General features: G+C 61.0%; 9 protein-coding genes. 1 reads left to right on the top strand and 8 read right to left on the bottom strand.

Going from position 1 to position 12,732, the window contains the following annotated elements; all coding sequences use genetic code 11:
• Positions 1 to 10: 10 nt before the first annotated feature.
• A complete protein-coding gene (locus CLU93_RS04950) occupies positions 11 to 3,034 on the bottom strand; it encodes an ExeM/NucH family extracellular endonuclease (protein ID WP_099760214.1) in 3,024 nt (1,007 codons plus the stop codon).
• Between the two features lie 384 nt (positions 3,035 to 3,418).
• Here CLU93_RS04950 and CLU93_RS04955 point away from each other — a divergent pair, with 384 nt between their 5' ends.
• Entirely contained in the window at positions 3,419 to 4,177 is a 759-nt protein-coding gene (locus tag CLU93_RS04955) for a PEP-CTERM sorting domain-containing protein (RefSeq protein ID WP_099760215.1), read from the top strand.
• Positions 4,178 to 4,183: 6 nt separating this feature from the next.
• Here CLU93_RS04955 and CLU93_RS04960 read toward each other — a convergent pair whose 3' ends face one another.
• The 7 genes from CLU93_RS04960 to CLU93_RS04990 form a co-directional block, all read right to left on the bottom strand.
• A complete protein-coding gene (locus tag CLU93_RS04960; RefSeq protein WP_306594685.1) occupies positions 4,184 to 5,188 on the bottom strand; it encodes a TIGR03790 family protein in 1,005 nt (334 codons plus the stop codon).
• A gap of 184 nt (positions 5,189 to 5,372) precedes the next feature.
• On the bottom strand, positions 5,373 to 6,791 hold the full coding sequence (locus CLU93_RS04965; protein ID WP_099760216.1) for a mannose-1-phosphate guanylyltransferase/mannose-6-phosphate isomerase: 1,419 nt from the start codon (positions 6,789 to 6,791) through the stop codon (positions 5,373 to 5,375).
• A 16-nt stretch (positions 6,792 to 6,807) separates the two neighbouring features.
• Positions 6,808 to 7,953, bottom strand: a complete 1,146-nt coding sequence (locus CLU93_RS04970) for a sugar phosphate nucleotidyltransferase (RefSeq protein ID WP_099760217.1) — start codon at positions 7,951 to 7,953, stop codon at positions 6,808 to 6,810.
• A 150-nt stretch (positions 7,954 to 8,103) separates the two neighbouring features.
• Positions 8,104 to 8,829, bottom strand: coding sequence for a WecB/TagA/CpsF family glycosyltransferase (locus CLU93_RS04975; protein ID WP_099760218.1), 726 nt, complete (start codon positions 8,827 to 8,829; stop codon positions 8,104 to 8,106).
• An 18-nt stretch (positions 8,830 to 8,847) separates the two neighbouring features.
• Positions 8,848 to 10,347 (bottom strand): lipopolysaccharide biosynthesis protein, encoded by a 1,500-nt coding sequence (locus CLU93_RS04980; protein WP_099760219.1) that lies wholly within the window; start codon positions 10,345 to 10,347, stop codon positions 8,848 to 8,850.
• Positions 10,348 to 10,360: 13 nt separating this feature from the next.
• Positions 10,361 to 11,563 carry a glycosyltransferase gene (locus CLU93_RS04985; RefSeq protein WP_143451698.1) on the bottom strand — a complete coding sequence of 401 codons (1,203 nt, stop codon included), beginning with the start codon at positions 11,561 to 11,563 and terminating at the stop codon, positions 10,361 to 10,363.
• Positions 11,564 to 11,608: 45 nt separating this feature from the next.
• Positions 11,609 to 12,676, bottom strand: coding sequence for an acyltransferase family protein (locus tag CLU93_RS04990; RefSeq protein ID WP_099760221.1), 1,068 nt, complete (start codon positions 12,674 to 12,676; stop codon positions 11,609 to 11,611).
• Positions 12,677 to 12,732: the final 56 nt, after the last annotated feature.

Genomic DNA, 12,732 nt, shown 5'->3' on the forward strand with positions numbered 1-12,732 from the left:
GATGATGTCCTTAGAAGTTGCCGGCGAAGATGCTGGCCGAGTAGTGGATCGTCACTTTCGACGGATTGCTGAAACTGACGGAAAACGAAGCCGTCGCACCCGGCGCCAGGCTGGCCGCGTTCACCGTGACGTAGGGGGCGCCCGCATGGCTGCCCGTGGCGTTGCTCAGGCTGATGCCGGCCGGCAAGCCGCCGAACACCACCTGGAACGGGCCGCTGAGCGTGCTCGTGCCCGTATTGGTGAAGGCAAACGTCCCCGTGTATTTCTGCGTCACGCGGTTGAACGTCAGGCCCGAGCTGGCTTGCGCCACGGCGGCCGTGATGTCGCGGTAGGCGGGCTGCAAATCCAGGCTGACGACGACGGGGTCGTGGTCCGAGGCGCGGTATGGCAAGGCGTTGTACAAGTCTTGCGGCTTGGCCGCATCGATGTTGTAATCGATCACTTCCGGCTCGTCGGCATTCACATGCCACTCGGCAACTCCGGCCACTTGTGGGCTCAGCGCGGCGCTGGCCAGCGCATGGTCGAGGTAGCCGCTCTGGCCGCCAAACACATACGAATACGGTATCCCGGACGGGCGCACGAAACGTTCGAGTTCATTGACGAAGCCGGCGCCCGTGATGACCTGGATCGGGTCTTCCGCGCCATACGAATTGAGGTCGCCGATGACCAGCACGTCCGCGTCGCCGGCAGCGGCTGCTACTTGCGGCACGAAACTGCCCACCAGCCGCTGCGCCTGCTGCACGCGCATGGCGTTCCAGCAGCTCTGGCTATCGTTCTGGTCTGCGTCCAGCCCGCCCGACGGGCAGCTGCCCTTCGATTTCAAGTGGTTGACGACCAGCGAGAATTTCTCGCCATTGCCGGCGCGGAAGGTTTGCGCCATCGGCGGACGGTTGTTGATGGCATTCGCATCCGACAAGGCGCCGCCCACCAGGCCCAGCTTGGCCGGCTTGTAGATCATCGCCACGCGGATGGCATCCGTGCCGGTGGCGGCCGGTTTCGGCACCACGGCATAGCTCACGCCACCGATGGCCGCATTCAGTTGCTCGACCAGGTAGGTGACGGCCGTCTCGCCATTGTTCTGGATTTCCATCAAACCCACTACGTCGGCATCGATGGCTTTGAGTTCGGCGACGATCTTGTCGCGCTGGCGCACGAATTCAGCCAGGTTGTCGGCACCGCGGCAATTGCTCTTGCTTGTCGACGTGCCCAGGGTACAGCCCTGTCCCGTCTGGCCAAACACGTTGCTGCCATTCGTAAAGGTCGTGAAGAAATTGAGCACATTGGCGCTGGCCACCTTGACGTTACCAGCAGGCAATTCCGGGCCGGCCGCACGCGGGTTGTCGCGTGAAAACTGCGGCGCTTGCGTCGGCTGCAGTTTGTACGCGGCACCGCCACCGCCGATGGCGCCAAAGTCGACCACGCCTGTCAGGTCGGCCACCGTATCGCCGCTGCGCACGGTGTTGTCCTGGCCGATGTAAGGAATGGTGGGCGGCGTCACGAAAATGCCATCGTCGAGCACGATGAGATTGTTCGCATTGGCCGCGATCAAGGCTTGCGCTTCGTTTGATCCGGCTGGGTAACGGTTGGTCGGCACTTCGCGCCGTCCGGCCGACAGGGTCAATTCGCCGCGCGCGCCCAGGTAGGCGTTTTGCGACACGGTCAACGGCTGCGTGAAGCGCACCAGCATGCCTTCCACGGCGGCCAAGTTATCGTTTGGCAAGGTCACATTCGTCGGCACGACGGCGTGGCCGGCGCTTTGCGTGAGGATGGCCGTCACGTCCTTCAATTCCGTGTAGGAATTTTTCGCGCCCGTGGGCGTGTATTCAAACACCGTGCCCGTCACGCGCACCAGTTCGCCCGGCTGCACCGTGGAAACGGTATTGCCCGTGTAGACAAAGATGCCGTCCGAAGTCGATGGGTCGCCGTCGCCGGCCGCATCCTGGATGAAGAAGCCGGTGCCCACTTTCAGTGTCACCACGCCTTCGGTAGTCTGTACGGAATTGGCGTACGGGCTGGCCGCGCCGCTGCCCTGGATTTGCGGAATCGTATGGCTGATGGCGGCCAGGCCCTGCACGGCCACATCCACCTTGCACGAGGCTGTCTGCTGCTGGTCGTTGCTGAAACTGACGATGACGGGGTAATTACCCACCGGCACGCCAGCGGCCACCAGCAGGTTCACGCTGGCGCTTTCGCCAGCCACGCCGGCAGCGCTGAAGCTGGCAAGGCTGATGCCGGCCACGGCGGGCGAACTCAAGATGGCGGCATTCACGACGCCATCGACGTCGGAAGCGCGCAGCACGGCGTTGCCGCCATTGCCCACGGCCAAGGCCAGGCTGGCGGGGCAGTTGGTGATGATCTGGTGCACCACGGGGCCGCCGCAGGCATTGCGCGGCGAGGCCGTGTTGCGCGGCGTCACGCTGCCGCTGGCGAAATCCATGCCATTGTCGTCCGTATCGCTGCAGCCGCCGTTCGCGCGCGCAATAGACAGGGTATTCGATGGCGCGGGCGCCAGATTGCCCTCGAAACCGTTGGCCGTACCGAAGCCGACCAGGTCGATGACGGCTGCGCCCGTGGGGCTGGCGCCCACCTGGGCCGTCTTGCTATTGCTTAACAGCACCTTGCCCGTCGTGCCCGACATGGTCAGACTGCCCGAGGCATCGGGCGTGGGCAAGTCCTGCGTGCCGCCCGCGCCCTTGGCTTGCTGCACCAGCAAATACTGGCCAGGTTGCAAATCGATAGCCGGCAAGGCCGTCACGGACCAGCTCGTATTGGCAGCGGCGCCGTATTGCACGCTCCAGTTGCTCAGGTTCACGGGACTGGCGCCACGGTTGAACAATTCAATGAAATCGTTGCGGTACAGCGCACCCGTATTGCCGCCACCGCCATACACTTGGCTGATGACGATATCGGAAGCGGCCAGTGCCGGCATGCCCAGCGACGACAGCAAGCCGGCCATCAGGGTCAGGCGCCACGGCGCGGCGCGCAGGGACAGTCCGGGCAATGCAGGGCGAACCGGCGTGTAACTATTTTTCATAAAAATTCCTGGTGGAAACTTAAAGTTCCGTCTGCCAATACAAGCAGCCGGCGTTGAATTTCAGGCAATAACATTGGTCAATCAAATAGTCTTTTTACTATTAATTCATAGTAATATTCAAGCGTGACAGCTTGATGACAAAAGTTGATGAGAATGCATGCACTTTGCACGTACAGGAATGGCAAGCTGGACTATCACACAATATTTTGTTGCATAAAAGTATGCGCAACTGTATGAAATGATAATAAAAATAAGCTATGGGAAATTGCGTAGAGTACAAGTATGCTACCATCTGTTTGCGCGAGATAAACATCTGGCGGCAAACAGCAGAGATAGGAAAGATTGATCATGAGAAAAAATAGTTACCCTTCATACTCAACACTGTTGCTTGCAGGATCTCTGCTGCTGCCCCTGCTGCCGGCCCAGGCGAATACCTACGCTGGTTACTATGTCAATCCGCAAGCCGTGCCGCCTGGCAAAAAACCGAATTGCGCCCAGTCCATGCAAGATGGAAACACGAAAGCGCAGGGCCAGGGCGCATCCGGCGTCAGCATGGAAAGCGTGAACAGCCCGTGCAGCCTGTCCAATGGCGATATCAATTACGATGAATTCAAGAATGATGGCGTCGCTCCCGGCCCGGTCAGCAGCGTCGGTGACGATGCCGCCTACCACCGCAGCCTGCCCAGCGACGATGCCAAGACTGGCGTCAAACGCTTGCCATCGGATGCACTGGAGTTCACCAGCGTGAGCAGCCGTCCGCTCGCTACCATACCTGGCGCCTTGACCAGCACGGGCACGGACAGTTTCAATGCGGCGTCAACGTTGCAGCCTTTCGCGCCGGCTGGCTGGGTCGGCTGGCCTGCGGCGAATGCTGGCGGCACCGAACGCCTGGCAGCTGCCAGCTTCGTCAGCCCCGACGCCACCGGCGGCGCTTCCGGCGACCCTGGCGTGTTTGGCACCAATTCGCCCGTCGCGGGCGTGGAGACGCCAGAGACGCCCGTCGTCACGCCGCCCATCGTCACGCCACCGGTGGTGACGCCGGTCGATCCGAATATCCCGGCCATCCCGGAAGCATCCACCTGGGCCATGCTGCTGGCCGGACTGGCCCTCGTCAGCCTGGCGCTACGCCGCCGCAGCAGCTAATGTCTGTCAGCGTCGGTATGGCGTACTCAACGGTTCGCCGATGAAGATACCCTGCGCCGGCCAGGCCACGCTCTTCCAGTAAGCCTCGATCGCCGTATCGCCGGACAGATAGCGCTGCAGCAGCACCGTCGGTTGCGGAAACTTCTGCCAGTAATTACACGGTTCGCTAACACTACCATAACTGGCCGTGGCGCCCGCCTCGAGCCAGCGCAAGCTGCTCATCTGCCCCGTCCCCAACAAGTCGCCGCCATACGACGTCAAATGATCGGCCAGCGCGCCCGGTGCAAACTTGAGCGTGTCGAGCTTGGCCACGCGCGCCATGCCCGTCTGGTAGACCATGATGTCCGTTGCGCCGTCGAGCTCGTCGGCGCGCAGGCGCTTGATGTTCAGTTTTTTTGTCGGCAAACGTCCTGCCGGCGGAAAAAACGGCGCACGGCTGTTGCGCGCCGTTTCACCGGTCGTCAAATAATACGCATTCGCTTCCTGCAAGCGAAAACCGGCGCTGACGCCACGCTCGATCAGCTGGCGCGCCTGCGCCACCGATTCGGTGGGCAACAGCATGCTCAGGCGCATCTTGTATTGCGCATACGGCAGGCCGTGCGCGGCATTGAAATAAGGGCTGGGCTGGCTCGCGCCACAACTGCGTGCACACAGTCCCGCATCGACGCCCAAGGTGTAGGCGGCAGTGATGGAATTGCATTCGACGGCATACGGCGCCGTCCAGACCATCAGCACGGCCTGGATTTCAGGGCTGAGCTGGCTGTCGATCTGCTTTTTCAGAGTGGCGAACTCGACGGCGCTAAGCTTATGCGGACGATTGGCGATGCGCACGTGAACGATATTGGCAGCCGGTATATTGCGCGCCTGCCGATAATAGTCGGCGATGGCCACGCTATTGGGCTCATCGTCGTTGACCACCAGCGCCAGCTGCCCGGCCGATAGCGCCGGCGACATGGCGGGGGCGACAAACTGGGCGCGGGCGTCGGCCTGCACCAGGACGCTGGCGAGCAAGGGTATGAGCAGGTATTTCAAAGCGGAGAGACTGGCCTGTGCTGGTCGAAGGGGCAAGAGACGCTTGCGGCATGCTGCTAATCTACCTTGAAAGACTTGGCTTTACCAAGCAATATTGCCGGCAAATTCTGCTCGATGAAAACCTCGGAACGCCAGAACCGTCGCCCTGGCGTTGCATGTGTGCTTAGACGCGTTTGTAGACATCTTCGTAGCGCACGATATCGTCTTCGCCCAGGTAGCTGCCGGACTGCACTTCGATCAGGTGCAGCGGCAGGCGGCCGGGATTTTCCAGGCGATGCGTCATGCCGATAGGAATATAGGTCGACTGGTTTTCACTCAGCAATTTGACTTCATCACCGCACGTCACCTGCGCCGTGCCGCTGACGACGATCCAGTGTTCGGCGCGGTGATGATGCATCTGCAGGGATAGCTTGCCGCCAGGATTGACCGTAATGCGCTTGACCTGGAAACGGTCGCCGACGTCGATGCCTTCGTAGCACCCCCATGGGCGATACACCTTGGTGTGCTGCAAATGCTCGGTACGGCCCGTGCTTTGCAAGTGGGAAACTACTTGCTTGACGCGCTGCACCTGGTCCTTGTGCACCACCAGCACGGCGTCCGCAGTTTCCACCACGATCACGTCCTGCACGCCGATCAGCGCCACGATGCGGCTTTCGGCACGCACCAGCGAATTGCTCACGTCGTCCAGGTACACATCGCCGCGCACGGCATTGCCAGCGGCATCGCGCGGCAAGACCTCGCGCAGCGCGGACCAGGAGCCCACGTCGCTCCAGCCGATATCGGCCGGCACGACCACGGCGCGGCTCGTGTGTTCCATCACGGCATAATCAATGGAGTCGGCGGGACAGGCGGCGAACTCCTTCTCGCTCAGGCGGCAGAAATCGAGGTCGCGGTAAGCCAGGCGTACTGCCGCTTCGGTGGCATCGGCCATGGCGGGCTGGAATTGCGTCAATTCCTGCAAATAGCTGGCGGCGCTGAAGAGAAACATGCCGCTGTTCCAGAAGTAGTCGCCACTGGCAACAAAACCGGCCGCGCTCTGCGCATCGGGTTTTTCCACGAAGCGATCGATCTGGTAGCACGCTTCGCTGCCCGCGATGGCGGCGCCACGACGGATGTAGCCATATCCCGTTTCCGGCGCCGTCGGCACGATGCCGAAGGTGGCCAGCGCTCCTTGCGAGGCGGCCTGGAGCGCATTGTCGATGGCAGCATGAAAGGCCGCCCGGTCTTCAATGACGTGATCGGCAGGCAACACCAGCATGATGGCTTGCGGGTCGAGCGCTTGCAAATACCAGGCGGCGGCGGCGACGGCCGGCGCCGTGTTGCGGCCCACCGATTCGAGCATGATGGCCAGCGGTGCGATGGCGATATCGCGCATCTGCTCGGCCACCAGGAAACGGTGCTCGTCGCCACAGATCAGCAGCGGTGCCATCATCTCCGGCCAGCCAGCCAGGCGCAGCGCCGTTTCCTGCAGCATGGTTTTGTCTGATACCAGCGGCAACAACTGCTTGGGCAGCGCTGCGCGCGACAGGGGCCAGAGGCGGCTGCCGGCGCCGCCGGACAGGATGACGGGATAAATCTTCATGGTGGACGTCCTCTATTTATTTCAATAATGCAAGTTCAACGGCGCTGCGGCGCTTGCTGCGCCGGTCGCGCGCGTTCGACCATTGATCGGTCAGGCATTCGGACACGTGTTTCATGTCTCCGTTGCGGTCGACACTGTATTCCTTGAAGACGATAACTTCTTCCAGAGCAATGTTCTGCAGCACGCGCGTATATTCAAAAAGCACGCTGCGCACCACGCGCGCACCGGAACAGATATGGCTACCATGACCGATCCAGGTGGGGCCGATGATGGTGGCGCCCGCTTCGATCTTGCAGCCCGAGCCGATATACACGGGCCCTTCGATGTGCGTGCCTTCCCACTCGATGCTCGTATTCAAGCCCACCCAGATGCCCTCTTCCAACTGTACTCCAGGCACGTCCATGTGGGCCACTTCCCCCATCATGACGCTTTGCGATACTTCCCAGTAATCCTTGATGTTGCCGATATCAATCCAGTTGAAGGTGCGCGACTGGGCGTAGAAAGGCAAGCCTTTTTCTGCCAGCAAGGGAAACAAGTCCGAGCCGATGTCGAAGACCGTGTCCTTCGGTATCAAGTCCAGCACGGCAGGCTCGAAAATATAGATGCCGGTGCTGACATGGTTCGACAGGGCTGTTTCCTGGCTGGGCTTTTCCTGGAACGCCTTGATACGGCCATCCTTGTCGCTGACCACCACACCATAGCTCGACACCTTGTCCCACGGCACTTCGCGCGTGATCACGCTGGCCAGCGCCCCCTTGCGGCGATGCTCGAACAGGGCCGACTGGATGTCGAGGTTGATCACCGCATCACCGCACAGGACGATGGTGGTATCGTCAAAAAAGCCACCGAATTCCTGGATCTTCTTCATGCCGCCGGCCGAGCCTATCGGCTGCGGCACCACCACGCCGCCATCGGTCAGATAGCCTTCGAACGAGTAGCCGATCTGCACGCCATACTGGTGGCCATCGCCGAAATACTCTTCGATCTTTTCATGCAGGTAACTGACATTGACCATGATGTCGCGCACGCCATACTTGGCCAGATGCTCGATCAGATAGGCCATCACGGGCTTGCCCAGGATGGGGATCATGGGCTTGGGTAAGTCATAGGTCAGCGGGCGCACGCGCGTCCCCTTTCCTGCCGCCAAAATCATTGCTTTCATTTCACGCTCCAATGTCTATGGGGACGCCGAACTCTGCTTGCGCCTGCCCGAAGCCGTAGAATATCACCAATTTGGCAACACTATTACCTTTTTTATATTATTTGTTGCGCAGTGCAACATGCCAGACTGTCATCTTTGCTGGCGAGCGCGTCAGCGGTATTTGGCGCACTCGCGCAGGAATACCAGAATATCCCAGGTATAGCGTCGCAGCAGCCGGCGCGGCTCTTGCAGCAGACGGTAAAACCACTCCATGTGGATGCGCTGCACAAAAGCGGGCGCGCGCCGCTTGCCGCCGGACCAGAAGTCGAACAGCGCGCCCACGCCCACCAGTACGTTGGCGTCCAGGGCATCCTGATGGGCGAGTATCCAGCGCTCCTGGATAGGGTTGCCCATCGCCACGAGCACGACCTGGGCGCGCGTCGCATTGATTTGCTGCACCAGATCGGGCGCATTGCCGATGCCGGCATGGCCATCGCAACTGCCGACGACATCCTGCCCCAGCACCGTGCGCACATGCGTCACCGCCTTGGCCAGGATATCGGGTTGCGCGCCCAGCATGAACACGCGCAGCGGCTGCGCGCTTTGCTCGAACAAATACGGCGTGAAATCGGTGCCATTCAGATTCGCGGCGAAACGGCGCCCCTGCATCAGCCTGGCGGCGATATCCATGCCGACACCATCGTTGACGATGAGGTAGCGACGCGAGGGATCCGCTTCCAGTACGAAGCGGTTTTTCACGATAAAGTTGGTATTGGCAAAAAACAGCGCCGTCTTTTCCCCACGCGCGATGACGCCCAGCAAGTGCTGCGCAAGCCACTCGCGCGTCGTGCTCAGCACGGGAAAGCGGCTGATGTTGATGGTTTCTGGTGCTTCCATGGTGCTTGTGCGCCTCCTTCAATCCGCGGCAGCGCCGCGGTGCTTCAAATTGCGTAATTGTCTGAGCAGTGAGAATGGATCAAAGCCCCCTGCCGTGCCGCGCAGCGCGCGCCCCAGCAGCAGCATCGGCAGCAGATAGGCGATGGCGCCGGCAAACAGGGCCAGCACCAGCAGCACGATGGCGCTGCCCTGCAACCAGCGCGCCATCGCATACAAGGTCAGCAACAGTGCCGCAGCGCCCGCCAGGACAGGCTGCAGCGCCACCAGGAAGGTCGTCCAGGGCAAATCCATGGCCTTGCATGCCAGGTGCTGCGACCACGGCAACATCAGCAGGTAGGCGGCGGCAAACGACAAGCTCATCGCCAGCAAGCCATACTGGCTGAAGCAGGCGGCCAGGACCACGGCCAGGCTCAGCTGCAAGATACCGAGCAGCGGCGGCCAGCGGCTGTGTCCCAGGGCAAACAGCACATAGTTGTTCAGTTCCGCTACCGAAGAGAGGCAATACAGCAGTGCCAGCGCGGCGATGGTGCTACTGGCAGGCAACCATTTCTGGCCAAATACCGTTGCCACCAGCGGCTCGGCCAGGGCGGCCTGGAACAGCAGCATGGGCAGCATCAGGAACAGCATCATCACCAGCAATTGCAGGTAAGCATGGCGCAGCTGCTCGGGCTTGCCGCTGGCGGCGGCGAACACGGGCAGCGACACGCGCAGCAGCGACGCCGTGATGACCAGGTACACGGCCGACGTCAGGCGCTTGGCCAGGTTGTACAGTCCGGTCGCATACGGCCCCAAAAAGATACTCACCAGCAAGGAATCGCCATTGCTGTTGGCAAAGGACAAGATGCCGGAGACGCTGACCTGGCGCACATCATGCCAGTAGCGGCTGGGCCGCGCGCGCCACGCCAGGCTGGGCAGCCAGCCGCTTTGCAGCACCACCAGCAGCAGTGCCAGCCCGGCCGCCATCACTTGCTGCACCACCAGCGACATGGCGCCCCAGCCACGGTAGGCGAGTGCAATACCGAGCACGCCACCGAGCATGACGGACACGGTGGAGCGGATGGCCAGTTGCTTGAATTTCATCTGCCGCACCAGCCGCGCTTCGTAGGAACGCACCATGCCGAAGAACAGGATGGAAAGGCTCATGCCTTGCAGCACGGGCGCCAGCGATGGCGCGCTGAACAGCGCCGAGACGGGGCCGGCGCTCAGGAACATGCAGGCGCACAGCAACAGGCCGGCCGCCGTGCAGCGCCAGAACAGCGCCGAATAGGCGCCGTCATCGGGTTCTTTCGCGCGTATCACGGGCATGGCCAGTGCGTCGAGCACGACCAGGCGCGAGAACAGAATGAACAAATGAGCAATCGTCAACAAGCCGAATTCGGCAGGGTTGAGCAGCCGCGCCAGGATGGCGAAGATGATGAAGGACAAACCCTGCTGGGCCAGATTGTCGAGCACGGCCCAGAAGGAGCCGGACGCCATGCCAGGCGCCTTGACGTTGCCTTCGGCTTTGCTCTCGTTCATGCTGCTGCCCCGCTCACGGGCGTGCCTTGTAGCTGGCCACGGTCGCGCTGACGAAATCGCTGATGCGCGCGGCGATCGTGCCGATATCGAAGCGGTGCGAATGCTGCAGCGCATTTTGCGCCAGGCGCATGCGCGCAGGCTCGTCCGGTTCCAGCACGTCGCGTAGCAAGGTGATCAGTTCGTCGTGCTGGCCCGAGGCAAAGGTGTAGCCATTCTCGTTTTCGCGGATGCTCTCGGCGATGCCGCCGGAACGCGCGCAAATGACGGGCACGCCGTAGGCCAGCGCTTCGACCACGATGCGGCCAAACGGCTCCTTCCACTTCGACGGCACCACCAGCACGTCGAACAGCGGATACACGTCATCGGGCTTGACCCAGCCCATGAACTCGACATCGGCATCGCCGAATTTTTCACGCAGGCTGGCCACATACGCTTCGTCCTCGCCCGTGCCGCCGATCAGGAAGCGTACATTGCTGTTCGGTCCCATCAGGCGCGCCGCATCGGCCAGCACGTCGACACCCTTGTGCGGCGCCAGCACGCCCATGTAGCCAACGACCAGCTTGCCGTCGCGCGCCTTGGGCACCCGCCCCGCGATGGGGAACACGGGACCGGGAATGACGGCCGAGGTGGCGTGCTTGAAGTAGCCCAGTTCCAGATGTTGATCGACAACAAAACGCGTTTCGCCAAAGACCCCGTCCACCAGGTGCGACATCGGCTTCTTTCCCACTGACAACACCTTGCAACTGCCGCACTGGCCCGTGCAATTGGCGCCGTTCTTGAACAGGCCGCCACGCCAGCAAGCCAGAAAGTAACTCTGGATGACGTGTACCACGGGCACCTTGTGCATGCGCGCCAGCAACCAGGTTGCCACATTGATGTTTTCAATGCTGACCGTCATGACGACGTCGGGCCGGAAAGCCTTGACGTGCGGGCGCAAGCGCCAGTAGGCGCGCGGATTGAAATTTTCCAGCACATGCCACAACATCTTCAAGGCTGCCGGGCGTTTGGTAAAAAAGTAGTCCCAGTATACATTCGGCGAGCGCATGATATGCACTTCCACGCCCTTGTAGTGTTCCACGCCGGCGGCGTCGCCGACAGTGACGACGCGCACCTCGTGCCCCTGGGCCAGCAAGCCGCTGGCGATCATGAACGAGCCTTCCGGCCCGCCCCCTTTGCCGCGGGGAGGAAAGGCGGCACACACAAGCAAAATTTTCAAGTCGGCGCCCGATCAGTAAAAAGAGAGAAAAAAGTGGACATCGCGTCAGCTGACGGTGGCCCCGTTCTTGACGCCCAGGCGCGTGAACATGCCTTCGATCCGTCCGGCGTACTTCTTGCCGAGGGTTTTCACGGCCAGCGCGCAATAGCGTTCCACCGTATAGAAGTACAGGGTCGCCAGCGCAATGATCAGCATGAAAGTCAGCGCGACGACGACGGGATGGGTAATCTCGTCCGGATACAGTTTCTTGACCCAGTACAGCACCGGCATGTGCAGCAGGTACAGTGAAAAACTCAGGCTTCCCATCAGCCGCAGCAAGGGATTGCCGAACAGCAGGCGCGCGCTGAGGGAGTCGAAGGAAAAGACGAAAACAAAGAAGGCCACCAGCATCGCCATCACCAGCGTGCTGAGGTTTTCATGGGGCATGCGCTCGCTGAGCTGGATGATGCCGCATTCGACGCCAAGGAAAAGCAGCAACAAGCTCACATGGATGATATTGATCAACTGCGGCTGGTGAAATTCAATGTGCATCTTCCGGCGCACCACGCCGGCCAGCACGCCAAAGGCAAAGTAGTGCAGATTGGCGCCCACAAACGTGCCCGGCAGGCTGCGGCGCAGCATGATCAGCAGCACGCAGGCGAAGACGAGAAAGACCAGTGGCAAGGCATTCTTGGTCGACACATAGTGGGCCGTCGCGCTCCACAGCAGCAGGAACAGGACATAGAACTGCACTTGCGGGTCTATCGTCCAGAAGACAGACTCGTTACCGATGAACAACAGATGACGCAGCAAATTGTGTGCGCCGATCTGATACACGAACTGCGGGTCGAAGCAAGTGAAGATGACGAAGGACGCAAGGATCGTGAACAGGTAGACGGGCGCGATGCGCGTAAGGCGCGCCAGGCTGTAGGCAGTCACATCCTCGGCACAGAATTTCTTGTCGATATACAGGTAGGACAAGAGAAAGCCGCTGAGCGAGAAGAAAAACATCACGCCCAGGTTATGGAAATGGTGCGACAGGCGCAAAAATCCTTCGCTACCCATGTGGGCGTAAATCACCATCAGCGCGGCAAAACCGGCCAGACCGGAGATTAAATCGATTTTCTTGTTCACTCAGATAGCTCACCGGTTATGAAGGAAAAACATAGCCGTCTCGGCTGCTCCTGCAA

The organism is Janthinobacterium sp. 35, assembly GCF_002754575.1.
In the GTDB taxonomy this organism is placed as follows: domain Bacteria; phylum Pseudomonadota; class Gammaproteobacteria; order Burkholderiales; family Burkholderiaceae_D; genus Janthinobacterium; species Janthinobacterium tructae.